The organism is Ruminococcus sp. N15.MGS-57 (assembly GCF_000980385.1).
Taxonomy (GTDB): Bacteria; Bacillota; Clostridia; order Oscillospirales; family Ruminococcaceae; genus Hominimerdicola; species Hominimerdicola aceti.
The window spans coordinates 47,659-71,213 of sequence record NZ_LARF01000008.1 but is presented as its reverse complement, the minus strand read 5'-3'; the positions used below and the strand labels follow the sequence as shown (position 1 = coordinate 71,213).

The following is a 23,555-nucleotide window of genomic DNA, read 5'->3' as shown; positions in this document are numbered from 1 at the left end:
TTTTCAAGAATGTCTTGGTCAATCGTTGTTGTAAATTTTACTTTTGACATTAAAATCACTCCTTTGCTTTAGTATATCACATTTTCGCAAATACGTCAATACGTATATTTTACACAAATTATTATACGTATATTCGTGTAATTTGCCTATTGTAATATACGTATATACGTGTTATAATGGCATTGATAAAACAAATAGAGAAACGAGGTAAATAAAAATGAGAGAAGTTGCATTAGTTGTTGATGAGTATGGTAATGAAATATTCTTCGGCGAAACTATTGGAGAGTGCAGAAGATATTGTGATGAACATCATATTACTGGTGAAAATGGTGAATATATTGCTGTTGGAGATTTTGATGATGAAACTGCATCTTTTGAAATGTTTGACTATGAAAGTTTACCTCTTACACCGATTTTATAGATATTATCTATGTGAAATCTATCATGCGAACGGCTGGGGGTGAATTGCGGATTGTTGGAATTGTTGGAATGTTGGAAACAACAGCTTACAGGTTTTCAACATTTCAATGATTTCAATGATTCGCAAGAGGGGAACGCCGTTCAAGATTCCCCCTCTTTACCTATGGTTATGACGAAAGGACGATTGAAAATGAAAACTTCGAATCAGCTTGCAAAGTATCGTGAAAGCCTTGTGAAATATGCTCTTAAGTACGGAGTTACAAAAACCGCTATCAAGTACAATACAAATAGACAATATGTCTATCGTTGGAAAAACCGCTATAACGGCACTACAAAGAGCCTGCTTAATCGTTCTCACCGCCCTAACTCTTTTCCTACTGCTCATACAGAAAGTGAAATAAAACTCATTAAGAGTTATCACCGCAGAAACAAGCACACAGGGCTTGTAATGCTCTATGTTAAGCTTGTACAAGCAGGCTACAATCGTTCTATCACAAGCCTTTACAGACAGCTCAGAAAGCTTAACGCTATTACTGTAAAGCTACCAAATCCGAAGATAAAGCCAAAGAAATACGAAACAATGTTTTATTGCGGTCAGCGTGTTCAAATTGATGTTAAAGTTGTTCCGACTTCTTGCATTATCGGTATTGAAAAATATTATCAGTACACCGCAATAGACGAGTACAGCCGTAAACGCTTTCTAATGGCGTTCAAAGAGCAAAGCACATATAGTACATATCAATTTGTTAATGCCTTGCAAAACGCTTGGAAATTCAAAATAGAGTGCATACAGACCGACAACGGCTCAGAGTTTACAAACCGATTTACTACAAATAAGGATAAGCCCTCGTTGCTTGATCTTTGGTGTGAGCAACATAACTGTATACATAAGCTTATTAAGCCAATGACACCACGTCATAATGGCAAGGTTGAACGCTCTCACCGCAAGGATAACGAATACTTTTACGCAACACACAAATTCTATGATTTTGAGGACTTCAAGCGACAGCTTAAACGTTGGAACTATCAGTATAATAATATTCCAACTCGTTCTTTAGATTGGAAAACTCCACAAAGTGTATATAATGACTATATTAATTTTGGTGAAGTATACGAATTTAAATATAATAAATAAAAAAATGTGTAACACATCATTGACAAACCAACATTTGGGAGCGAAGAGCCAAACAGATTGCTTTGCAAAACAAAAAGGGGCAGAAAACTCCGCCCCCATAGATCACATATTATCCCTGAGCTTCGCCCTGACCCTCTGTATCATTTTCTTCCTTGCAGTGGGGTTCTTCAAGTCCTCTTGGGAAAAATTCTACTGTCGGGAATGCTATCTTTTCAAACATCTCGCATGGGCTGTCACTGTTTGTGGAACACTCCTTGCCAGGTACGCAGTAATCATATACAGGCACCATTATAGGCACAGGTCTTGACAACTGAATGATAGCGAAAAGTCCGATAGTGATAAGAACGTTCTTTTCCTCGCTTGGTGCAGGCTCTGCGACAAGCTTTGCGTCAAGACACATTGGCGCTGCTACGCTCACAGAAGCGCAAGGCATTGCCGCTGTGCAGCAACAGCATGAGCAGCCGCTTGTAGGCGAGGTGGTGACGATCTGATCGGCTTCGCAGGTCGAAAATCTCTGTGTGCCGCCGTCGCTGCCGAAAAGAATAACTTTTTTTGTGAATGATGAGGTACCGTAAACTACTGTTGGAGCTGCGCCTGCCGCTTCATATGCTTCTATCTGCGCCCTGAATGTGTAAGTAACGTCAACTGCGTAAAAGCCGTGGTTGAATGCCACCGGAGATATTGCAAAGCTTACGTCTGTCACGTCGATACAAGTGCTTTTGATATACGCCGCAGCGTTTATCACGGTCTGGTCTGCCTGGCTGAATGTAAACGCAAGATCCTCCAGACAATCCTGTGACGAGCATGAATCAAACACACGCATTGCCTCGATACACATTGCTTCCTTGAAAGGTTTGCCGTTAAAATCGCTCATAGTAAGTCCTCCTATAAATCAAATCATGGAAGTTTTTTTACTTCGCTATATTCTATTCGGCAAAAGGCTTTTGTGTGCTTAAATTTCTGAAAATCCTCTCATAAAGCAAAAAAAGCCCTGCGCATGAACGCAGAGCCTTTGGATACATATAATCAGGTGTTCTTGTCTACCTGATGAAATTTCTTCAGATTGCCTATTTTTTCGTTTCTCTCGTCAAGGACCTTTTCCACGTCAGACCACTCAAGTCCCTGATTTGCCGCAAGCACCATAACGTGATAGAGAAGGTCGTTTATTTCGTTTTTCAGCTCGTCATTGTCACCGTTTTTAGCAGCGATAACTGTTTCTGTAGCCTCTTCGCCCACCTTTTTGCAAATCTTGTCTACGCCCTTGTCAAAAAGATAAGCTGTGTAGCTGTTCTCCTGCGCCTTGCCTGCCTCATAGTCAGCTTTACGCTGTTTTATTACCTCGAAAATTTCCTGATAAACTGTCATTTTATTCTTCCTCCGTATTATATATCTCATTGAAAAAGCAGCTATATGAGCCTGTATGGCAGGCTGCACCTGTCTGCTTTACGTTAATAAGCAGGGTATCGTTATCGCAGTCCGCATAGATAGAAACTACCTTTTGCAGATGACCGCTGGTCGCACCCTTGTTCCAATATTCCTTTCTTGATCTGCTCCAATACCATGTATAGCCTGTTTCAAGTGTTTTTTTCAGGCTCTCCTTATTCATATAAGCAAGCATGAGCACCGTTTTTGTATCCACATCAAATGCGATAGCAGGGGTAAGCTCGCTTTTTACAAAGTATTTGTCCAGATCGTTTATATCAACTTTTATTGGGTTCATTATTTGTCCTTTCTGTTGCCGTCTTGGTCGAAATTATCTTTGAGTGCTCGTTCTGTTGGTACTATCGTCCAGCACAAAACTACCACCTGTATCACTTCAGCTATGCACATTATCACAGTCGCATTGCCGCTGCTTATAAAGAAATATGGAACACAGACCAATGCCGAAATTATCGTCATGACCGCTCCGACCTTTACCCACAGACGTCCGCAATAATTGTGGGCAAAATCCCACGTTTCCTGACTTTTCATTGACATAGCAGTGCGATAGCCCACCAAGCAGTTGATATCTTTCGGTGTATGCTTATACATCAGATAGCCGCACAATATCATAAGCACTGGTATAAACAAAGTAAATACGATATTGAAAACGATCATTATGCTCACCTCACGATAATTCCCTTGCTCCTGCAATCGTCCTTTACCTGCTGTACTGTCAGCTCTTTGAAATGGAAAAGACTTGCCGCAAGAGCCGCTGAGCAATCAGTTTCAAGGAAAGCGTCAGCAAAGTCTGAAAGCTTTCCTGCTCCGCCGCTGGCGATAACAGGTATCTTTACAGCACTGCACACAGCTTTCAGCATAGGCAGGTCAAAGCCGCCCCTTACACCATCTGTGTCGATAGAGTTCAGGCATATCTCACCTGCACCGAGCTGTTCGCACTTTTTAACCCATTCGATAAGATCCATTCGCATATCCACTCTGCCGCCGTTGATGTAGACCGTCCACTTGTTATCGCCGACCTTCTTTGTGTCAACACCAACGCAGATGCACTGACAGCCGAAAATATCCGCTCCGTCCTTTATAAGCTGAGGATTCTGCACCGCCTGAGAGTTCACAGACACCTTGTCTGCGCCTGCACGGAGAGTATCTCTTATATCGTCAACAGTTTTGATACCGCCTCCAACAGTGAGCGGTACAAATACCTTTTTTGCTGTTTCACGAACAACGTCCAGCATAACTCCTCTGCCCTCGTGGGAGGCTGTTATGTCATAGAAAACTATCTCGTCTGCACCCTGCAAATTATATTCATATGCACACTCCACAGGGTCTCCGACTTCTTTTATGCCCTCGAAATTTACTCCCTTTACTACCTTTCCGTCACGCACATCAAGGCATGGTATAATTCTTTTTGCAAGCATATTATTTTACCTCCTGTGACATTTTCGCAAAGTTTTCAAGTATTTTAAGACCGGTCTTTCCGCTCTTCTCAGGGTGAAACTGACAGCCGAAGATATATCTTCCGTCCGATACCACCGCAGGGACTTTTGAGCCGTATTCGCAGTAGGCATACAGATTTTTATTATCGCAGAAAGCCTTGTATGAGTGTACGAAATAAACATACTCATCGTCGCCCAGACCGTCAAAAAGAGGACAATCGTGGTTATACACAAGCTTGTTCCAGCCCATGTGCGGGATAACGAGGTCAGGCTCGTTTATCTTGTCAACATAGCCGCCGATAAGACCAAGACCCTTGCACTCCTCGAACTCATAGCTTTTCTCGAAAAGCAACTGCATTCCAAGGCATATGCCAAGGAAAGGCTTTATTTTAGCCTGCTCCTTGATAGTGTCGATAAGACCGCTGAGACCGAGCATATTCATCGCCCATGGGAACGCTCCCACTCCCGGGAGTATAATTGCGTCGGCTTTTTCGATATCTTCTTTTTTGTCTGTGAGCTTGTTCTCAAAACCAAGATAGTCCAGAGCGTTTTTTACAGAGAATATATTGCCTGCACCGTAGTCGATTATTGCTATCATTTAAAGCACTCCTTTGGTGGATAAAACTCCTGTTCCTGTTATTTTTACAGCGTCCTTCAAAGCGTGAGCCACTGCTTTGTACATTGCTTCTGCAATATGGTGGTCGTTCTTGCCGTACTCCTCACGGATATGCAGTGTTATACCTGAATTGAAAGCAAAGGCTCTGAAAAATTCTTCTGTCAGGCAGGTGTCATACTGACCTATCCTGTCGTCATGGAACTCAGCATTGAACGCAAGGAAAGGTCTGCCGCTTATATCCAGTGAGCAAAATGCCAGCGCTTCGTCCATTGGCACGAAAGCCGAGCCATATCTTGCAATGCCTGCTTTGTCGCCGAGAGCCTCTGCAAATGCTTTGCCAAGGCATATGCCAACGTCCTCAACTGTATGGTGTCCGTCAACATAAAGGTCGCCTGTGCACTCAACGTCCATGTCTATTCCGCTGTGAACGCCAAGGGCTGTGAGCATATGGTCAAAAAAGCCTATGCCTGTGTTTACACTTACCTTGCCCTCACCGTCAAGCTTCACGAACACCTCTATATCAGTTTCCTTAGTTTTTCTTTTTATCTCCGCTGTACGCATTTTCATCACCTTTACCGCTTAAAATCTTACCTTTATTGCATTTGCGTGAGCCGTCAGACCCTCTTTTTCTGCAATAAGAACGATATCGTCCTTTGCTTCTCTGAGAGCGTCCTCTGTGTAATATGTAAAGCTTGAACGCTTTTCAAAGCTGTTTACTGAGAGTGGCGAGAAGAATCTAGCTGTGCCGCTTGTTGGAAGAACGTGGTTAGGACCTGCATAGTAGTCGCCAAGCGGCTCTGAAGCATACTGACCAAGGAATATTGAACCTGCGTTGTCAAGTCTGCCAAGATACTCCATAGGGTTCTCGAAAAGCACTTCAAGATGCTCAGGAGCAAATCTGTTTGCAAGGTCGCAAGCTTCGTCCTTTGTATTGCAGATAAGGATAGCACCGTAATTTTCAAGAGAGCTTTCGATTATCTCTTTTCTTGAAAGGGTCTGCACCTGTCTGTTTATCTCTTCGATAGTTCTGTCTGCAATGCTCTCGCTTGTTGTAACAAGGATAGCGGAAGCAAGCTTGTCATGCTCAGCCTGTGACATAAGGTCTGCGGCAATGAACTTAGGGTTAGCCTTTTCGTCCGCAATAACAAGTATCTCGCTCGGACCTGCCACCATGTCGATATCAACAACACCATAAAGAAGCTTCTTTGCTGTTGCAACATAGATGTTTCCAGGGCCTACTATCTTATCAACCTTTGGTATCTCCTCTGTGCCGTAGGCAAGGGCAGCGATAGCCTGTGCGCCGCCGCTCATGAACACTCTGTCAACTCCGCAGAGAGCTGCTGCCACAAGAATATCCTTATTTGGTGTGCCGTCTTTGAGCGGTGGAGTCACCATGATTATCTCCTTAACGCCTGCTATCTTTGCAGGAACTGCATTCATAAGCACGCTTGACGGATAAGCTGCTGTGCCGCCCGGAACATAAAGACCAACTCTGTTAAGTCCTCTTACCTTCTGACCGAGAATACAACCATTATCCTTAGCGTTTATAAAGCTCTGTGACTTCTGTCTTTGGTGAAAATCTGTGATGTTCGCAACTGCGTTGAGCATTGCGTCAACAAAGTCCTGATCGGCTTCAGTGAGAGCGTCATTTATAACATCTCTTGGAACTTCATAATACTCTGGGAGCTTGCCGTCAAACTTTTCTGTATAAGCCTTTACAGCGTTGTCGCCGCCCTCTCTGACAGTTTCGATTATTTCATTAACAACGGCTGTGACCTTCTTATTGGTTTCGCCGCTTCTCTTTTCAAGCTGCTTGAAAAACTCTACCTCGTCTTTGCCGTTGACAAAAATCTTCTTTATTTCAGCCATTTCAATACTGTCCTTTCCGTTTATATAAACTACTTGTCGATATTTTCTTCAACAAGCTTTACAAAATTCTCGATCTCCTGCTGGCGCATTTTCATGCTTACCATATTTACGATAAGCCTTGCAGAGATAGGGCAAACGTCCTCGATGACTTCAAGACCGTTTTCTTTAAGTGTCGTGCCTGTTTCAACGATATCAACGATACCGTCTGCAAGCTCAAGGAGCGGCGCAAGCTCAACTGAGCCTTCTATCTTGATGATGTCAACGTCCATTCCCTTTGCTTCAAAAAATCTTCTTGTGATGTTAGGGTATTTTGTTGCAACTGTCTTGACATCAAATCCACCGTAGAACTTTGAGCCTTTCTTTGTGGCAAGTGCAAATTTACATCTGCCGAAGCCGATATCAACAAGCTCAAAGAACTTGCCCTGCATTTCCATAATAGTGTCCTTGCCAACAACGCCCATATCACACACGCCATGCTCAACGTATGTGATAACGTCGTTCGCCTTTGCAAGAACGACTTCAAGGTTTCCGTCAGGTACAGGAAGAATAAGCTTTCTTCCCTTTTCTCTTATTGCGGTACAGTCATAGCCTATCTTCTCTAAAAGACCGACTGTATCCTTTTCAAGTCTGCCCTTTGTAAGAGCTATCCTAAGGGGTCTGTTCATTTTAACTTATCCTCCAAACTTATATATCAAGCTCTGTTATCTCGCTGCCAACGACCACAAGCTTCTTTATTCCCTTTGACTTTGCGTAAGCCTTTGTTTCGTCTATGGTATTGAACAAAGAGTTCTCCACTGTCAGACCCTCTCTTACAAGCGTCTGAGCATATTCCATGGCTTCCACCACGTAGCCCTTTTCACCAAACACAACTGCGTCAGGAGTTCTGAGTTTTGGTGCTCCGCCTAGCTTTTCGATATGTCTTGCAACAGAGTCAACGCTTATGCCGAAGCCCACCGCCGGGCAATCGTTACCGAACTCTGCTAGAAGTCTGTCATATCTTCCGCCTTTAAGCACCGACTGACCGACCTCTGAAAGATAGCCCTTGAACACAATGCCTGTGTAGTAATCCGCATGACTCACGATGCCAAGGTCAACAGATATCTTGCCCTCATAACCAAGGCTTGAAAGTCTGGTGTAGACCTCTTTAAGGTTATAAAGTATACCTGTTATCTTATCGTCAGTATAAATATCAGCAGCCTTGTCGAACACCTCAACACCGCCGAAAAGTCTTGGGAGCTGTCTGAGCGCGTTTGTGACCTGATTGTCGCCCACTTCGTCAAGGATATCGTTAAGTGCAGGATAGTTCTTTGCAGATATAAGAAGTCTTATCTCCTCTCTTACTGCATCGTCAACGTCAAGCTGAGCCACAAGCTCCTTGAAATATCCGATATGACCTATCTCAAGTCTGAAGTTCTCCTTATCAAAGCTTGAAAGGGCTTCAACAGCAGTGCATAGCACCTCGTAATCTGCTCTCTTGGAATTTTCTCCGCCAATAAGCTCGATACCTGCCTGAACTACCTCGTCTGAACGTCCTTTGAGCAGGGAGTTATTTTCAAAAATGCTCTGATTGTAGTATAGTCTAAGGGGAAGCTTTGCTCCCTTTAGTCTTGTGGAAGCAAGTCTTGCTATGGGTATCGTGGAATCAGGACGCATAACGATAAGTCTGCCCTTTGAATCTGTAAGCTTATAAAGGTTCTCCTGCTGGAAGTTTCTCGAGCTTCCCATAAACAGATCGTAAAACTCTATTCCCGGTGTTACCACCTCGCTGTAGCCAAAGCCCTCAAACAGCTTTGACAGCCTGTCCTCCACCATTCTTCGTGCCAGACAGCCCTCAAACAGCAGATCTCTCGTACCCTCAGGGGTTATAAGATCATATCTTTTCATACACTTTCCCTTCCTGTATATAAATTATAGATTGTACTTTTTATGTTGACGCTTGAATAAATATCCGCATAAACACACATTTAAGTGAATTGTAGGGGACGGCGTCCTCGACGTCCCGCTTTCTATGTTGTTATGTAACGCCTTTGCTTACTTTATCGTAGTAAAGTAATAGCATAGTATCAACACAAATAATTTTATCACACCCGCCCCTGTTTGTCAATAGTGTTACAAGGGCAAAGTATGAAATTGTGCATAGTAACTATCAGAACAACGATATCTGGTTAGATTTAGGCATATCGCCGAAAGCTCCGTTTTTCTCCAGAGTTTCGATAACAGATTTGGACACTCCGCTCTGCTGTTGGAACTCCTCGATAGAGATAAACTCGCCGTTCTGCGCCTTTTCGTAAATGCTTATCGCCGCAGACTCGCCCACTCCGTTAAGTGAACAGAACGGAAGCCTTATCTTGCCGTCCTCTATCTGATAGATAGTTGCGTGAGATTTTTTGATGTTTACAGGCAAAAAGTCATATCCACGGCTGAGCATTTCATTCACAAGCATGAGAATTTCAAGCACACCGCTGTCCTTGCCAGACACCTCGTCTTTTGGTTTATTCTTTATTTCTTCTATCTTGCTTCTGACGATATATTTTCCCTTGAGAGCGATCTCTGCATCAAAATCCTCGCCCTTGACCGTAAAATAAGTTGCATAGAACGCAAGCGGCTCATGCACCTTGAACCAACAAAGTCTTATAGCTGCCGTAACATAAGCCGCCGCATGGGCTTTCGGGAACATGTATTTTATCTTCAAACAACTGTCGATATACCACTCCGGAACGTCATGCTGACGCATATTCTCTTTCATTTCCTCTGTAAGCAGCTTCGGAGCTTTACCCTTACGGGTTATCTCCATTATCTTAAATGACAGCTTTGGCTCAACGCCATGATAAAGCAGATATGTCATGATACTGTCACGAGTACCGATAACATTTGAGATATCGCAGGTTCCGTTTTTGATAAGCTCCTGTGCGTTGCCGAGCCATACGTCAGTGCCGTGCGAAAGTCCTGATATCTGCAAAAGGTCAGAGAAGTTTTTCGGCTGACAGTCAAGAAGCATTTGTCTTACGAACGGCGTACCCATTTCAGGTATACCGAGTGTTCCCGTCTGACACATTATATCCTCCTCCGTCACTCCAAGTGACTCAGGGGAAGTGAACAGCGAATAGACCGCAGGGTCAGACATGGGGCAATCGAGGATATCTCGTCCTGTGAACATTTCCAGATACTTATACATTGTCGGGTTATCGTGACCAAGTTCGTCCAACTTCAAGATAGTATCGTGGAGAGAATGGAAGTCGAAGTGGGTAGTGACCATGTCAGAGTCCACTTTTTCCGCAGGGTGCTGAACAGGTGTGAAGTCATAGACCTCATAGTCGCTAGGGATAACGACCATTCCACCCGGGTGCTGAGAGGTCGTTCTCTTTATGCCGCAGCAGCCGAGCTTAAGTCTTTCTATCTCAGCCTTTGGCACTGTTTTTCCACGCTCGTCAAGATATTTCATAACATATCCGAAAGCGGTCTTTTCCTGGATCATGCCAATAGTACCGGCTTTGAACACATGGTCCTCACCAAAAAGAACTTCCGTATATTTATGTGCCTTTGCCTGATAGTCTCCTGAGAAGTTAAGGTCGATATCAGGGGCTTTATCGCCGTCAAAGCCAAGGAACGTTTCAAATGGTATATCGTGTCCGTCACGGTGCATATTCTCTCCGCACACAGGACAGTTTTTCGGTGGCAGGTCAAAGCCTGAGCCTACCGAGCCGTCTGTAATGAACTCGCTGTGGTGGCAGTTAAGACAGACATAGTGTGGCACAAGAGGATTTACCTCAGAGATACCTGACATGGAGGCAACGAAGGACGAGCCTACCGAGCCTCTTGAACCTACCTGATAGCCATTCTCGTTAGAGTTGGCAACAAGTTTCTGAGATATCATGTAAAGCACTGCAAATCCGTGCTTGATAATAGAGTCAAGCTCTCTTTTAAGTCTTTTGAAAACAAGGTCTGGAATGTGTCCCTCAAAATATTTTGATACGTCAACGTCCTCGCCCTCAGGAACTTCTATAGTTTCAGGGTCGCAGTCACCGTAAATGGAACAGCATTTCTTCCAGCATATATACTGAAGCTGATAAACCGAGCCTTCGATAAAAGGCGTATAAGTACCGTTTGGGAAAGCTTTCAGATCAGGGTCTACCATATCAGCCACGTTGTTTGTATTCGTTACAACGACCTCAAACGCCTTTTCCTCGCCAAGATAGCTCAGCTCGTCAAGCATTTGGTTTGTGGTCTTAAGGTACAAAGGAGGCTGAGTATCGGCGTCAGGAAAGCCCATTGAAGCCTGTATCACCGACCTGAACTGTGCGTCGGTCTTGTCCATAAAATGCACGTCGCCTGTTGCGCAGACCGGTATGCCCAAGTCCTCCCCAAGTTTTACAATAAAGCGGTTTATATCCTTTATATCCTCCGCTGTGTGTATCCTGTCATAGGGAGGCTTTTCGGTGGTGAGCATAAATTTGTTGTTTCCGTCAGGCTGGATCTCCAGATAGTCATAAAAGCTTGCTATCTGCTTGATCTCCTCATAATTTCTTCCCTCGAGATAAGCCTGAATGACCTCGCCACGCTCGCAGGCGCTACCGAGGATAAGGCCCTCACGGTGTCTTACAAGCTCAGATTTTGGTATTCTCGGACGTCTTTTGAAATATTTAAGGTTCGAGTCTGATATAAGCCTATACAGATTTTTCAGACCAGTGTTATTTCTTACGATAATAATTTGGTGATAAGTCGGCTTTGCAAGCACCTGATTTTCATTTGCAAGCAAGCTGTTTATCATATCCACTGTTATAAGAAGCAGAGGATACTGCTCCATGAGCATTTTCGACAGACTTATGAATATCCCTGCAAGCACCTCTGCGTCATCACAGCCACGGTGGTGCTGAAAATCCCCCAGTCCGAAATGCTCCGCCACATAGTTGAGTTTATGCTTTTCAAGCTCCGGAAGCATTATCTGCGACATTGGCACAGTGTCTATAGAAGAATATTTTATCTCGATGCCCTGTCTTTTTGCGCAGGCGGATATAAAGCCCGTATCGAACTGAGAATTGTGCGCCACAAGAACAGGGTCGTCGCCGATAAACTCCTTGAATTTAAGGAGAGCTTCCCTTTCGCTTGCACCGTCCTTTACCATATCGTCAGTGATGTGGGTGAGGTTTGAGATAAACTCAGGGATAGGTCTTTCAGGGTTCACGAAAATATCGAGCTTGTCCACAACTTCAAGATCTCTCAGCTTGACAGCGCCTATCTCGATGATCCTATCTTCATTAGGATTTGTACCCGTAGTTTCAAGGTCAAAGCAGATTATCTCGTCTGTAAGCTCACGCTTGTCCGTTCCACGGAATATCTTTTCGTCATTATTGACCTCGTATGACTCTATGCCGTAAAGCACCTTGAAGTCACCGCCACCCTTGCGTATGCCGATACAGGTATTTCCGGCGTCAGGATAGCCCTGAACGACACCGTGGTCTGTTATGGCAAGTGCTTTGTGTCCCCATGAATAGGCTCTTTCCACAAGCTTGCCCGCAGGAGTGAGAGCGTCCATCATAGACATATTGGTATGGCAATGAAGCTCCACACGCTTATGCTCACAGGTATCCTTTTCCTTTTCACGCTTTACGACCATAATGCTGTCAGGCTTGATATTTATAGAATGGTCGAAATCGTCCTCCTCTATCTCACCTGCCACAAGTATGGTCTTGCCTGCCTTAAGGTGTTCCAGCATTGCCTCAAGCACTGCCCTTTTCAAGCCTTTCATGTTTCTGAAATTCTTGTTTGAGCCTATGAACTTTATAGAGTTTGAGGAAGTATAGTCGGTAAAATTCAGGTGTGCTATAAGCATACCCGACTTTGTTTCCTTTGTTTCCACAGGTCCGAAAATATCGCCCCAGACCACCACACGTCCACGGTAATCCGCAGGGATATCTTTCATCTGCATCACCTGCTCGTTTCCTGATATTGGCGCGCCCATAAGCACAAGAGCGTCATCGCACAGAAGCGAGAACCTTGTGAAGTCCACATTTGCAGTTCGGAAATCCACAGAAGCACCGCTTGCAGTATTAGTGGTAACAGCCGCCTTTTTCTCAGGCTGTGCAGGGTCTATTTTCGGCACAGGGAGGGAATTCAAAAACTCCTCCTGCTCACGCTGATGCTCTTCCATATCGGTTTCAAGCACACCTGTGAGCCTTATATCCGCCCTTACGGAAAAAAGCTCCATGGTGAGCGCAGGAAAAGCCGTTTCTATGCCCGCCTTTTTCAGCAACGCTTCGCCTCCGTGTTTTATATCCACGGTGAAAATGCCGTTTTCATAAACAGCCTCAGCGTTGTCAAAAAAGCCGTTCACAAGAGGAAATCTGCTTTTAAGAAACTTGCAAAGCTCAGGAAAATACTCCGCACAAAGCATATCAGGGGTATATTTGAGCTGCAAAATAAACTTTCCTGCTCCGAGAGCCGCCCTCATTTTCATTTCAAATTCCACTGTGCTGTCAAAAGGCACCAGCTTGTCAAAAGCCGCCTGACAGGTAAAAGTGCCGTTTTCTTCGTTATAGCCCAGCCTTAATATCCTGCCCTTTTCTATCACAGAGGGTATAAGCTCCTTATAGTTCTCAAAGAAGCTTTCAATGGTGTATGTATTCATTTATGGTATATCCTTTTAAAGTTTTTCTATTTCCGCCAGAAGCGCAGGCAAAGCCTCCTCCTCTGATACCTTTCTGAGCTTTTCACCGTGGCTGAATATCACCGCACAGCCGTCACCGCCTGCAATGCCGATATCAGCGTTGCCCGACTCGCCTATGCCGTTCACAACACAGCCCATAACGGCTATCTTGATATCCTTGTCTATATCCTTGGTGGCCTCCTCAACTTTTTTTGCAAGACCTATAAGGTCTATCCTAGTTCTTCCGCAGGTAGGGCAGGAAACTATCCTTACTCCGCCACTCTTGCCGATAGCCTTTAAAATATCCTTTGCGGCGTATATCTCTTTTACAGGCTCGTCGGTAAGTGAAACTCTTATAGTTTCGCCTATGCCGTCGCACAGAAGCGAACCTATACCGATAGATGATTTTATAAGACCCATTCTCTCGGTGCCAGCCTCAGTTACTCCAAGGTGCAGAGGATAATTACAGGTCTGTGCACACAGTCTGTATGCCTTTATCATAGTCGGCACGTCTGATGACTTTATAGAAATAACGATATCCTCAAAGTCGCACTGCTCCAAAATTCTCACATGACCCATTGCGCTTTCCACAAGAGCCTCCGCAGTTGGCGAACCGTATTTCGCAAGCAACTCCTTTTCCAGAGAGCCGCCATTCACACCTATCCTGATAGGGATATTTCTTTCACGACAGGCTTTAACCACCGCTTTTACCCTATCCATAGAGCCGATATTTCCGGGGTTAATCCTTATCTTGTCGATACCAGCTTCCGCCGCCGCAATGGCAAGGCGATAGTCAAAGTGGATATCCGCCACAAGAGGGATAGAGATCTTCTCTTTGATAGCAGGGATAAGCTTAACTGCTTCCATGTTTGGTATAGCCGCTCTTACTATTTCACAGCCAGCCTTTTCAAGCTCCACAGCCTGCTTAACAGAGCCTTCTATGTCCGTAGATGGCACATTGAGCATGGATTGAATATATATCTTTTTGCCGTCAAGGACAAGTCCTCCCACCTTGACAGGTCTTACGTTTCTCTTATTTTCACCTGACATAAACAGTTCCTCCTTTAAACAAGCTTGATGATATCGCTCACTGTCACCACTACCATAAGAAGCAACAGAGCCGCCATACCGATAGCGTGTACCATTCCCTCATGCTCAGGCTTGACAGGCTTACGGCGTACCGCTTCGATAATAAGAAACAAAAGTCTTCCGCCGTCAAGTGCAGGCAATGGCAAGAGATTGAAAATGCCGATATTTATGGTCATGAACGCACCCAGCGACAACATTGTGTCAATAAGTGACGACCAATCTATTTTACCTGACTGGCTGTCCCTTTCGCTGTCGATAACATTGTCGATAGTATCAACGATACCAACAGGACCGCTGAGGTCTTTTATGGAATACTTTCCTCTTATAAGGTCGGCAAAGGAGATATAGATAAGTCTGCCGTCAGTACAGCCCTGCTTGAAAGACTGAGTTATCACAGAGCCAACGGTCACAGCTTTTGGTGCGACCTTGAAATCAATGTGCATGGTATTATCGTCCGTTGCAAAGGTGACATCTTTAAACTCCACCTTTTTTCCATCACGCTTCACCACCATATCGAACTTGCCGTCCTCATCGTTTCCAAACTGATAGGACATATCCATAGTAGTGAAAATCCTCATGCCGTTGACCTCGATTATCTCGTCACCCACCTGCAAGCCGGTCGATTGGGACATAGCGTTATCCTCAAACCACGATATAGTGGTGGTTGCGATGCCGTCAGACTTTGCGGTGCTGATACAAAGGATAATATATCCAAGCACAAGATTCATTATAACGCCTGCCACCACGATAAGCATTCTTTTTGGTAGGCTTTTATTACAAAACGCACCGCCGTCCTCGCTTCCGTTATCCTCGCCCTCCATGGCACAATAGCCACCTATGGGAAACACACGCCAAGCGTAAAGGGTATCGCCCTTTTTCTTTTTGATAATGGCAGGACCCATTCCTATAGCGAACTCGTTGACCTTTACTCCGCTGGCTTTCGCCGCAATAAAGTGACCAAGCTCGTGTATTATTATGATAGCTTCAAAAATCAATATTGCAAATAATATACTCATTTCTTTCCTTTCAAACACAAAAAGACAATAGGTTCAGCACCGCAAACTATCTCTTAATTTTTCATTGCCAAAGCCAGTCTGCGAGCCTCTTCCCTAGCCAGTCTGTCAGCTTCCAGCACATCTTCCACACATTTTATCTCTTTTCGTGGGGTGCTGTCGCAAACGCTCATTACTATCCTGCCAATGTCAAGAAAATCTATCCTGCCGTCAAGAAAAGCCGCAACGGCTTCCTCATTCGCTCCATTCACTGCCGCAGGAAGATTTCCACCAATAGTGACAGCCTTTATACAAGCCCTAAGACAATCGAACGTATCATAGTCAGGCTTCTCGAAAGTGAGCTTTCCATAGTCTGTAAGGGACAGCTTTTTCACATCGCTTTCCACTCTCTCAGGATAAAGCAGAGCATACTGTATTGGTATTTTCATATCAGGCACGCCAAGCTGTGCGATAACAGAATTATCCTCATACTCCACCGCTGAATGTACAACACTCTGTCTATGGACAACTATCTCTATTTGCTCAGGTCTGAGCTTGAAAAGCCACATTGCTTCGATAAATTCAAGACCCTTGTTCATAAGCGTAGCAGAGTCAATGGTTATCTTTCTGCCCATTGACCAATTAGGGTGATTAAGAGCCTGCTCAACTGTCACGCCCTCTAGGTCAAACTTTGTTTTGCCGAAGAATGGTCCGCCCGAAGCAGTAAGGATTATCCCTTTGAGCTTATTGCCCTCGTTTCCCTGCAGGCACTGAAAGATAGCCGAATGTTCGCTGTCCACAGGATATATCTTCACTCCCTTTTCAGCAGCCGCCTTTATAACAAGCTCACCGCCTGCCACAAGTGTTTCCTTATTTGCAAGGGCAATGTCAGTGCCTTTTTCGATAGCCGTAAGGGTTGGCACAAGACCCACCATGCCAACGACTGAGTTGAGCATGATATCGACCCCGTCCATTCTTGCTATCTCTTTAAGTCCCTCCATGCCTGTGGATATTTTTATGCCAGTGCCACTGAGAAGCTTTTCGAGCTCTGCCTTTTTGTCCTCACGGTAGATGCACACATGCTCAGGCAAAAGCTTCTTAGCCTGAGCCGCAAGCTTTTCAACGTCAGAATTTGCCGCAAGCGCCTTTACTTTAATATTATGCTTTGCAGCCACTTCTAATGCCTGCGTGCCTATAGAACCCGTTGAACCGAGTATGGTCATTGTTTTCATTTATTGTCCCTCATCATATAAAATAAATTCAGGCAATTTCGCATAAAGATGGTTTGCAAGCGGTGTTGCCTTAATAACGCTTAAAAGGGGTAAGCCTAAGCCTGCCCCTAAAAGTCATAATTTTCTATTTAAGTATAAGCCCCTGTGTGAACATATAGTACATAAAAGGTGCAACGAGCAGAACGCTGTCAAAGCGATCCATTATTCCACCGTGACCCGGCATTATGTTGCCATAGTCCTTTATACCTGTTTGTCTTTTTATCACCGAAGCTGTAAGGTCGCCCACAAGTCCGATAAGAGCCGCAAGCATACCTGCGATTAGAACACCTAGATAGTGGATAGGCTCGCCTTTAAGTACGAACTGATAGAACAAGCTTATTACAAGCATAAGGATACCATTTGAGATAACACCGCCTATAAGACCCTCCACAGTTTTCTTAGGGCTTATCTCAGGGCAAAGCTTTGTTTTGCCGAAGAAAGTTCCTGCAAAATAAGCACCGCTGTCAGCCAGCCAAGCCGCTGCAAGAGTAAGAACTATCATAAACACGCCCTTGCCGCCCAAGCCTGCCATTGTGACCAAAGTTGAGAATGAATACGGCAGAAGTATGCCCACGCCCAGCATGAAGAAAAACTCTGTATACTGGAATTTTGTATGCTCTTTAAGATAAAGCAGACACATTGCTATAACGAAAAGCCCCATGTAAAGCTTGTAGCTGAAAAAGTACAGCCAGCCATGTCTGTAGAACACAGGCATGAAAGCGTCCACAAAGGCAAACGCACAGCAGGCAATGGTCTGATACTTATGCTCTGTCATTTTTGTCGCCCTGAATATCTCATATATTGCAAGTGCAGAAATTGCGCCCACCGCAATGTTGAACAGGAACGTTCCGTGTGCGATAAGCAGTATCACTGCGATAACAATGGCAACTGCCGCAGATTTAATACGGGTAGACATTTTTTACACCCCTCCAAATCTTCTGTTTCTTTCGCTGTATGCGATAACAGCCTTGTCAAGGTCGCTGCCTTTGAAGTCAGGCCATAGGATATTTGTGTAATAAAACTCCGCGTAAGCCGCCTGCCATATCATGAAGTTTGACAATCTTTGCTCTCCGCTAGGTCTTATAACAAGGTCAACAGGAGGTATCTCCTCAGTGTAGAGATTTCTCTCTATCATATCCATTGTGATATCCTCAGGCTCCAGCTTGCCTTCTTTCACCTGCTGAGCCAATGTCTTAGCCGCATGGCAAATCTCGTCCCTGCCGCCGTAGTTGATAGCAAGCACAAGGGTCATAGAGTCAAAGTCCTTTGAGTCCTCCTCAACGGAAGCCATTTTCCTTTGCAGATTTTCGCTGAGTCTTGTTCTGTCGCCTATAAAGCGCACCCTGATATTCTCCTCGATAAAGTCCCTGACCTCGTCAAGATACTTTTCAAAAAGATCCATAATTGCGTCTACCTCGTCCTTAGGTCTTTTCCAGTTCTCGGTAGAAAACGCATAGTAAGTTATATACTGTATTCCAAGCGCCTTGGCGTGTCTTGTTATGGCACGAAAGGTCTTTGCGCCCTCTCTGTGTCCGAACTTTCGGGGCATACCCCTCTTTTTCGCCCATCTGCCGTTGCCGTCCATGATAACACCCACATGAACAGGCACAGACACGTTCTCTCCAAGGTTTATCTTCTCATTCTTCGCCATGGCTTAGATAGAGAGTATCTCTTTTTCCTTTTCGGCAACGTGACCGTCAACTTCCTTAACGAACCTGTCAGTAAGCTTCTGGATCTCGTCCTCGCAGTCCTTAAGATCGTCCTCTGTGATCTCGTTGTTCTTCTTCATTGCCTTGAACTTTTCCATAGCGTCACGTCTGATAGAACGGATAGCGACCTTGCACTCCTCGCCCATTTTCTTGATATCCTTAACAAGCTCCTTACGTCTGTCCTCAGTGAGCTGTGGGAAAGTAAGTCTTATAACAGTGCCGTCATTCTGTGGATTGATGCCGATATCAGAAGCCTGAATAGCCTTTTCGATAGGCTTGAGAGTTGACTTATCCCATGGCTGTATAACAAGCACTCTTGCCTCAGCAACAGAAACTGCCGCCATCTGTGTGACAGGTGTCATTGCGCCATAATATTCTACCTGGACTTTGTTGAGTACGGACGGATTAGCTCTGCCTGCTCTGATGCCTGCAAAGTCCGAAAGCATAACGTTTATGGATTTCTCCATTTTTGTCTTAGCATTTTCCTTGATCTGTTTCATATTCAAACGATCCTTTCTTGATTTCTTTATTATTTTACGAGAGTGCCTATATTTTCGCCCATGCAAGCGTCATAGATATTGTCAGGTCTTGCTAGATCGAAAACGAGTATCGGGATATTGTTGTCCTTACACATTGCCGCAGCGGTCGAGTCCATTACCTGCAGACCCTTTGCAAGGATATCAGCAAATGTAAGTGTGTCATACTTAACAGCGTCTGGATACTTGTGAGGATCCTTGTCATAAACACCGTCTACCATGGTAGCCTTAAAGAATATGTCAGCCTCTATCTCAGCCGCTCTCAGTGCAGCAGCCGTATCAGTTGAGAAGAATGGGTTACCAGTGCCGCAGCCGAAGATAACTACTCTGCCCTTTTCAAAGTGACGCATAGCCTTGTTTCTGATGTAAGGTTCAGCCACCTGCGGCATGGATATAGCCGTCTGTACTCTCACTTCAAGACCGCAGTTCTCAAGGCCGTCTGCAACAGCAAGTGCATTCATAGCAGTTGCCAGCATACCGATATGGTCGGCTCTTGTTCTGTCCATTGCACCGCTCGATCTGCCTCTCCAGAAATTGCCGCCGCCTACAACGATACCTACCTCAACGCCGGCGTCAACACATTTTTTTATGCTCTTGCCGAATGAGGTGATAACGTCATAGTCAAGACCTATTTTCTTATCGCCTGCAAGAGCCTCGCCGCTTAATTTGAGCAATATTCTCTTATATTTAGGTTCCATATTTCAAAGCACTCCTTAACACATATTTCGTTGGAATTATCCATATTAATTATACAATATTTTCAGCAGATTGTAAAGAGGAAAAACACCAAAAGTGTATGATTTTCCACACACTCACCAAAATCAGCCCTTTATTATCTTCACAAAAAAGTTTCTTGTTCTCGGTCCGTCAAACTCAGCGAAATAGATACCCTGCCAAGTGCCGAGAAGAAGTTCGTTATCGTCGATGATAACAGTTTCCGACGCACCAACACAGCTTGACTTCATATGAGCGTCAGAGTTTCCTTCAGCGTGACGGAACTGCGGTCTGTTCGGAAATGTTTCCTCCAAAGCGTAAAGAAGATCAGTTTTTACGTCGGGGTCGGCATTCTCATTTATGGTTATCGCCGCCGTGGTGTGTGGACAGAATACCACTGCAATGCCGCTTTGCACTCCTGATTCTGTGACAGCCTGCCTTACATAGCTCGTGATGTTGTAAAGCCCTCTGCGTTCTGTCTTGATAGTGTATCTTTTAAGCATATGTATCCGTCCTTTCAACGGTCGCTTTCCTAACTCAGAAAAGTTGACTCAGTTTCATTTCTGTTTGGTCTGCCCATAAGATTTTTGATAGCGTTAGCCGCAGGCTCACCCTCAAAAAGCACCTTTGCAAGCTGTTCTGTGATAGGCATTTCAATTCCCATTCTCTTTGAAAGCTCCCATGCGTTTTTGGTGCAAACATAGCCCTCAACAGTGCCGACCTGTCTTACAGCCTCCTCAGGGGTAACTCCCTTGCCTATGAGAATACCCGCACGGCGGTTTCTGCTGTGCATTGAACAGCAGGTAACGATAAGGTCGCCTATGCCGCTAAGTCCGCCAAAGGTTTCAAGCTTTGCGCCCATTGCAACTCCAAGACGTGATATCTCTCTGATACCCCTTGTCATAAGTGCAGCCTTTGTGTTGTCACCAAGTCCAAGACCATCGCAAACACCTGCCGCCAAAGCGATGACGTTTTTCAGCGAGCCGCCTATCTCGCAGCCCATAACGTCATCATTAACATACACTCTGAACGTATCGTTAGAAAGAGTGTTCTGTATATAATATGAAACCTCCCTGTCGTCAGAAGCAGTAACAACAGTAGTGGGAACTTTTCTTGCCACTTCCTCTGCGTGTGACGGACCAGTAAGCACCGCAACATGATTGTTCGGAAAGCACTCTCTCGCCACACAACACATAGTTTTAAGGCTTCCGCCCTCAAGACCCTTTGCCGTGTTCACAACTATCGTTCTGCTTTCAAGATAAGGCACAACGCTTTCGCAGACCTCTCTGAGGAAAGGTGAAGGTATGCCCAGTATCACCATGTCTTTATCCTTAACACAGCTTATATCCGTTGTAAGCTCGATAGTCTTGTTCACCTGAACGCCAGGGAGCTTTGCTTTAAGCTCGCCTGTTCTCTTGATAGCATCTATCTCGTCCTGAAACTTTGACCATACTGTTACTTTATGCCCTGCATTGTCACACATTATTGCCAGTGCAAGACCAAATCCGCCTGAACCGAGTATAGTAATATCTGCCATAATAAAACCTCCCTTACGCCTTTTTCTTGCTTCCGAATTTGTTTTCGGTGCCGTTCATAAGGCGTTTGATATTAGGTCTGTGCATATAAATGATAAGCAGACCGATAGCCGTTGCCATAAGAGTATTTGCAAGAACGCCGTCGCCCTTGATGATAAAAAGCTGAACGATAGGCGTAAAAACAGGATATGCGATAGCGGCGCATATAGAACCTACAGACACGTATTTTGTTGCCGCAAGCACGATAGCAAAAACAGCCACCGAGAAAGCACAGGTCAGTGGGTCGATAGCGATAAGGGTCGTTGCCGCAATAAGAACGCCCTTTCCGCCGTGAAAACCATAGAATACCGGGAAAATATGTCCAAGCATTACAAAAAAGCCCGCAAGATATCCGATAAATTTATCGTCATGAAAAAATGTCACGCCGAAACCGTTTGTCACTACAAGTCGGCAGATAACTACCGCAAGCACGCCCTTTGCAAGATCGCACAACAGCGTTGCCACCGCAGGCCCTTTTCCGAATACTCTCAGAACATTGGTCAAACCTGCGTTGTTGCTTCCGTAATCACGGATATCCTTATGCTTTAAAACTCTGCACACGATTATGGCAGAATTAAGACTTCCGAAAAGATAGGAAAAAATTATAGTGAATGCCAGACTTAAAAATATGTCCACAAAATAACCTCCAGAATTTTATTTAACGTCGTCCTTGTCACGCTCTCTTATCTTGAAAACGATAGGCGTGCCTTCAAGTCCGAAGGTCTCTCTTATCTGGTTTTCAATATAACGCTGATAGGAAAAATGATACAGATCGGCTCTGTTTACAAAAAACACGAATGTAGGCGGTTTGGTAGAAACCTGCGTCATGTAGTATATCTTCAGCCTTCTGCCCTTGTCAGACGGTGGCTGTACCCTCTGGGTAGCATATGCAAGAACATCGTTAAGTCTTCCTGTCGGTATTCTAATAGAGTTCTGCTCTGCAACGAACTTGATAGTATCAAAAAGCTTGTCCATTCTCAGACCTGTTTTTGCAGAGATGAACACAAAAGGCACATAGCTCATGAAGCTGAAATCGTCCTGAAGCTTTTTCTGGAACTCGTTCATGGTGTTAGTGTCCTTTTCAACAGCGTCCCACTTGTTCACCGCAACAACGCAAGCCTTGCCCTTTTCGTGAGCATAGCCTGCCACCTTTGAATCCTGCTCAGTAAATCCCACAGTTGCGTCAATAACGATAACCGCAACATCGGCTCTGTCAACAGCCATATAAGCCCTCAACACAGAGTATTTCTCAATAGTCTCCAGCACCTTTGACTTACGTCTGATACCAGCCGTATCTATGAAAACGAACTTGCCCTTTTCATTTTCCACAACCGAGTCAGTAGCGTCACGGGTAGTGCCTGCAATATTTGACACGATAACACGTTCCTCACCGCATATCTTGTTTATTATAGAGGACTTTCCAACGTTAGGCTTGCCGATAACAGCGACCTTTATCGAATCATCATCATCGTCCTCTTCATTTTCCTCCGGAAGATATTTCAGCACCTCGTCAAGGAGATCGCCCGTTCCGTGACCATGAACAGAAGAAACAGGGAACGGTTCACCCAAACCGAGATTATAGAACTCATACAGCTCCATAGGCGGTTCGCCCACATTATCCACCTTGTTCACGCAAAGCACGATAGGCTTGCCCGATTTCAAAAGCATCTGTGCCACCTCATAATCAGTAGCAGTAACTCCGCATTTAAGGTCTGTCACAAGAATGGTGACATCAGCTTTCAGTATAGCAAGCTCCGCCTGTCTGCGCATCTGAGCAAGGATAATATCATCAGACTCAGGTTCGATTCCGCCCGTGTCAACCAGCATGAACTCGTGTCCGAGCCATTCGCACTTTGCATATATCCTATCTCTTGTGACGCCAGGAGTATCTTCAACTATAGAAAGTCTTTGACCGATAAGCTTATTAAAAAGAGTAGACTTACCAACATTAGGTCTGCCCACTATTGCAACGATCGGCAATGACATATATATCGACCTCATTTCATATAAATTTGCACATTGATACATCATATAGTATAACACAATTTCTCACGTTTTGTCAACCATACGAGAAATACAGCACCCACATTCCATAGATTTTTTTACTACAA

24 protein-coding genes are annotated in these 23,555 nt (G+C 44.7%); 2 read left to right on the top strand and 22 right to left on the bottom strand.

The window, feature by feature from the left end; all coding sequences use genetic code 11:
- Positions 1 to 217 precede the first annotated feature (217 nt).
- Both WS40_RS02915 and WS40_RS02910 read left to right on the top strand, forming a co-directional pair.
- Entirely contained in the window at positions 218 to 421 is a 204-nt protein-coding gene (locus tag WS40_RS02915; RefSeq protein WP_046440022.1) for a hypothetical protein, read from the top strand.
- A gap of 189 nt (positions 422 to 610) precedes the next feature.
- The gene (locus WS40_RS02910; protein ID WP_046440046.1) at positions 611 to 1,555 is read left to right on the top strand and encodes a DDE-type integrase/transposase/recombinase; all 945 of its coding nucleotides are present in this window, start codon (positions 611 to 613) and stop codon (positions 1,553 to 1,555) included.
- A 109-nt stretch (positions 1,556 to 1,664) separates the two neighbouring features.
- Here WS40_RS02910 and WS40_RS02905 read toward each other — a convergent pair whose 3' ends face one another.
- The 22 genes from WS40_RS02905 to der all read right to left on the bottom strand — a co-directional run bounded on the left by WS40_RS02905 (position 1,665) and on the right by der (position 23,430).
- The gene (locus WS40_RS02905) at positions 1,665 to 2,429 is read right to left on the bottom strand and encodes a hypothetical protein (RefSeq protein ID WP_046440020.1); all 765 of its coding nucleotides are present in this window, start codon (positions 2,427 to 2,429) and stop codon (positions 1,665 to 1,667) included.
- A 152-nt stretch (positions 2,430 to 2,581) separates the two neighbouring features.
- The gene (gene hisE, locus WS40_RS02900; protein WP_022287377.1) at positions 2,582 to 2,920 is read right to left on the bottom strand and encodes a phosphoribosyl-ATP diphosphatase; all 339 of its coding nucleotides are present in this window, start codon (positions 2,918 to 2,920) and stop codon (positions 2,582 to 2,584) included.
- A gap of 1 nt (position 2,921) precedes the next feature.
- A complete protein-coding gene (gene hisI / locus WS40_RS02895; protein ID WP_046440018.1) occupies positions 2,922 to 3,275 on the bottom strand; it encodes a phosphoribosyl-AMP cyclohydrolase in 354 nt (117 codons plus the stop codon).
- On the bottom strand, positions 3,275 to 3,652 hold the full coding sequence (locus WS40_RS02890; protein ID WP_046440016.1) for an SdpI family protein: 378 nt from the start codon (positions 3,650 to 3,652) through the stop codon (positions 3,275 to 3,277). Before WS40_RS02890 ends, hisI begins: the two co-directional genes overlap by 1 nt.
- Before the next feature lie 5 nt (positions 3,653 to 3,657).
- The gene (hisF, locus tag WS40_RS02885) at positions 3,658 to 4,413 is read right to left on the bottom strand and encodes an imidazole glycerol phosphate synthase subunit HisF (protein WP_046440014.1); all 756 of its coding nucleotides are present in this window, start codon (positions 4,411 to 4,413) and stop codon (positions 3,658 to 3,660) included.
- A gap of 1 nt (position 4,414) precedes the next feature.
- Positions 4,415 to 5,029 (bottom strand): imidazole glycerol phosphate synthase subunit HisH, encoded by a 615-nt coding sequence (gene hisH / locus WS40_RS02880; RefSeq protein ID WP_041337171.1) that lies wholly within the window; start codon positions 5,027 to 5,029, stop codon positions 4,415 to 4,417.
- Positions 5,030 to 5,608 carry an imidazoleglycerol-phosphate dehydratase HisB gene (hisB, locus tag WS40_RS02875; protein WP_022287382.1) on the bottom strand — a complete coding sequence of 193 codons (579 nt, stop codon included), beginning with the start codon at positions 5,606 to 5,608 and terminating at the stop codon, positions 5,030 to 5,032.
- 18 nt (positions 5,609 to 5,626) lie between these two features.
- Complete coding sequence (hisD, locus tag WS40_RS02870; RefSeq protein ID WP_046440011.1) at positions 5,627 to 6,916, bottom strand: histidinol dehydrogenase; 1,290 nt, start codon at positions 6,914 to 6,916, stop codon at positions 5,627 to 5,629.
- Between the two features lie 29 nt (positions 6,917 to 6,945).
- A complete protein-coding gene (gene hisG, locus WS40_RS02865; RefSeq protein ID WP_022287384.1) occupies positions 6,946 to 7,581 on the bottom strand; it encodes an ATP phosphoribosyltransferase in 636 nt (211 codons plus the stop codon).
- 19 nt (positions 7,582 to 7,600) lie between these two features.
- Positions 7,601 to 8,800: an ATP phosphoribosyltransferase regulatory subunit gene (gene hisZ / locus WS40_RS02860; RefSeq protein WP_046440009.1), complete on the bottom strand. Its 1,200-nt coding sequence runs from the start codon at positions 8,798 to 8,800 to the stop codon at positions 7,601 to 7,603.
- A 262-nt stretch (positions 8,801 to 9,062) separates the two neighbouring features.
- Complete coding sequence (locus tag WS40_RS02855; RefSeq protein WP_046440007.1) at positions 9,063 to 13,541, bottom strand: PolC-type DNA polymerase III; 4,479 nt, start codon at positions 13,539 to 13,541, stop codon at positions 9,063 to 9,065.
- Between the two features lie 15 nt (positions 13,542 to 13,556).
- Positions 13,557 to 14,609, bottom strand: coding sequence for a flavodoxin-dependent (E)-4-hydroxy-3-methylbut-2-enyl-diphosphate synthase (ispG, locus tag WS40_RS02850; protein ID WP_022287387.1), 1,053 nt, complete (start codon positions 14,607 to 14,609; stop codon positions 13,557 to 13,559).
- Positions 14,610 to 14,623: 14 nt separating this feature from the next.
- Positions 14,624 to 15,664: a M50 family metallopeptidase gene (locus WS40_RS02845; protein WP_046440005.1), complete on the bottom strand. Its 1,041-nt coding sequence runs from the start codon at positions 15,662 to 15,664 to the stop codon at positions 14,624 to 14,626.
- Positions 15,665 to 15,717: 53 nt separating this feature from the next.
- Positions 15,718 to 16,872 (bottom strand): 1-deoxy-D-xylulose-5-phosphate reductoisomerase, encoded by a 1,155-nt coding sequence (locus WS40_RS02840; protein WP_046440003.1) that lies wholly within the window; start codon positions 16,870 to 16,872, stop codon positions 15,718 to 15,720.
- A gap of 124 nt (positions 16,873 to 16,996) precedes the next feature.
- Positions 16,997 to 17,827 (bottom strand): phosphatidate cytidylyltransferase, encoded by an 831-nt coding sequence (locus WS40_RS02835; RefSeq protein ID WP_046440001.1) that lies wholly within the window; start codon positions 17,825 to 17,827, stop codon positions 16,997 to 16,999.
- 3 nt (positions 17,828 to 17,830) lie between these two features.
- Complete coding sequence (locus WS40_RS02830) at positions 17,831 to 18,562, bottom strand: isoprenyl transferase (protein WP_138338704.1); 732 nt, start codon at positions 18,560 to 18,562, stop codon at positions 17,831 to 17,833.
- A gap of 3 nt (positions 18,563 to 18,565) precedes the next feature.
- On the bottom strand, positions 18,566 to 19,120 hold the full coding sequence (gene frr, locus WS40_RS02825) for a ribosome recycling factor (protein ID WP_046439999.1): 555 nt from the start codon (positions 19,118 to 19,120) through the stop codon (positions 18,566 to 18,568).
- Positions 19,121 to 19,149: 29 nt separating this feature from the next.
- A complete protein-coding gene (pyrH, locus tag WS40_RS02820; protein ID WP_022287393.1) occupies positions 19,150 to 19,854 on the bottom strand; it encodes a UMP kinase in 705 nt (234 codons plus the stop codon).
- A 123-nt stretch (positions 19,855 to 19,977) separates the two neighbouring features.
- The gene (locus WS40_RS02815; RefSeq protein WP_041337162.1) at positions 19,978 to 20,373 is read right to left on the bottom strand and encodes a secondary thiamine-phosphate synthase enzyme YjbQ; all 396 of its coding nucleotides are present in this window, start codon (positions 20,371 to 20,373) and stop codon (positions 19,978 to 19,980) included.
- 29 nt (positions 20,374 to 20,402) lie between these two features.
- The gene (locus WS40_RS02810) at positions 20,403 to 21,407 is read right to left on the bottom strand and encodes an NAD(P)H-dependent glycerol-3-phosphate dehydrogenase (RefSeq protein WP_046439996.1); all 1,005 of its coding nucleotides are present in this window, start codon (positions 21,405 to 21,407) and stop codon (positions 20,403 to 20,405) included.
- Positions 21,408 to 21,420: 13 nt separating this feature from the next.
- Positions 21,421 to 22,080: a glycerol-3-phosphate 1-O-acyltransferase PlsY gene (gene plsY / locus WS40_RS02805; protein WP_117923025.1), complete on the bottom strand. Its 660-nt coding sequence runs from the start codon at positions 22,078 to 22,080 to the stop codon at positions 21,421 to 21,423.
- A gap of 18 nt (positions 22,081 to 22,098) precedes the next feature.
- Entirely contained in the window at positions 22,099 to 23,430 is a 1,332-nt protein-coding gene (gene der, locus WS40_RS02800; RefSeq protein WP_046439994.1) for a ribosome biogenesis GTPase Der, read from the bottom strand.
- Between the last annotated feature and the right edge of the window lie 125 nt (positions 23,431 to 23,555).

What these genes read in the sequence shown, in the direction of transcription:
- WS40_RS02915 (WP_046440022.1), top strand. Translation starts at nt 218, where the DNA reads ATGAGAGAAGTTGCATTAGTTGTTGATGAGTATGGTAATGAAATATTC.
- WS40_RS02910 (WP_046440046.1), top strand. Translation starts at nt 611, where the DNA reads ATGAAAACTTCGAATCAGCTTGCAAAGTATCGTGAAAGCCTTGTGAAA.
- WS40_RS02905 (WP_046440020.1), bottom strand. Translation starts at nt 2,429, where the DNA reads ATGAGCGATTTTAACGGCAAACCTTTCAAGGAAGCAATGTGTATCGAG.
- hisE (WP_022287377.1), bottom strand. Translation starts at nt 2,920, where the DNA reads ATGACAGTTTATCAGGAAATTTTCGAGGTAATAAAACAGCGTAAAGCT.
- hisI (WP_046440018.1), bottom strand. Translation starts at nt 3,275, where the DNA reads ATGAACCCAATAAAAGTTGATATAAACGATCTGGACAAATACTTTGTA.
- WS40_RS02890 (WP_046440016.1), bottom strand. Translation starts at nt 3,652, where the DNA reads ATGATCGTTTTCAATATCGTATTTACTTTGTTTATACCAGTGCTTATG.
- hisF (WP_046440014.1), bottom strand. Translation starts at nt 4,413, where the DNA reads ATGCTTGCAAAAAGAATTATACCATGCCTTGATGTGCGTGACGGAAAG.
- hisH (WP_041337171.1), bottom strand. Translation starts at nt 5,029, where the DNA reads ATGATAGCAATAATCGACTACGGTGCAGGCAATATATTCTCTGTAAAA.
- hisB (WP_022287382.1), bottom strand. Translation starts at nt 5,608, where the DNA reads ATGCGTACAGCGGAGATAAAAAGAAAAACTAAGGAAACTGATATAGAG.
- hisD (WP_046440011.1), bottom strand. Translation starts at nt 6,916, where the DNA reads ATGGCTGAAATAAAGAAGATTTTTGTCAACGGCAAAGACGAGGTAGAG.
- hisG (WP_022287384.1), bottom strand. Translation starts at nt 7,581, where the DNA reads ATGAACAGACCCCTTAGGATAGCTCTTACAAAGGGCAGACTTGAAAAG.
- hisZ (WP_046440009.1), bottom strand. Translation starts at nt 8,800, where the DNA reads ATGAAAAGATATGATCTTATAACCCCTGAGGGTACGAGAGATCTGCTG.
- WS40_RS02855 (WP_046440007.1), bottom strand. Translation starts at nt 13,541, where the DNA reads ATGAATACATACACCATTGAAAGCTTCTTTGAGAACTATAAGGAGCTT.
- ispG (WP_022287387.1), bottom strand. Translation starts at nt 14,609, where the DNA reads ATGTCAGGTGAAAATAAGAGAAACGTAAGACCTGTCAAGGTGGGAGGA.
- WS40_RS02845 (WP_046440005.1), bottom strand. Translation starts at nt 15,664, where the DNA reads ATGAGTATATTATTTGCAATATTGATTTTTGAAGCTATCATAATAATA.
- WS40_RS02840 (WP_046440003.1), bottom strand. Translation starts at nt 16,872, where the DNA reads ATGAAAACAATGACCATACTCGGTTCAACGGGTTCTATAGGCACGCAG.
- WS40_RS02835 (WP_046440001.1), bottom strand. Translation starts at nt 17,827, where the DNA reads ATGTCTACCCGTATTAAATCTGCGGCAGTTGCCATTGTTATCGCAGTG.
- WS40_RS02830 (WP_138338704.1), bottom strand. Translation starts at nt 18,562, where the DNA reads ATGGCGAAGAATGAGAAGATAAACCTTGGAGAGAACGTGTCTGTGCCT.
- frr (WP_046439999.1), bottom strand. Translation starts at nt 19,120, where the DNA reads ATGAAACAGATCAAGGAAAATGCTAAGACAAAAATGGAGAAATCCATA.
- pyrH (WP_022287393.1), bottom strand. Translation starts at nt 19,854, where the DNA reads ATGGAACCTAAATATAAGAGAATATTGCTCAAATTAAGCGGCGAGGCT.
- WS40_RS02815 (WP_041337162.1), bottom strand. Translation starts at nt 20,373, where the DNA reads ATGCTTAAAAGATACACTATCAAGACAGAACGCAGAGGGCTTTACAAC.
- WS40_RS02810 (WP_046439996.1), bottom strand. Translation starts at nt 21,407, where the DNA reads ATGGCAGATATTACTATACTCGGTTCAGGCGGATTTGGTCTTGCACTG.
- der (WP_046439994.1), bottom strand. Translation starts at nt 23,430, where the DNA reads ATGTCATTGCCGATCGTTGCAATAGTGGGCAGACCTAATGTTGGTAAG.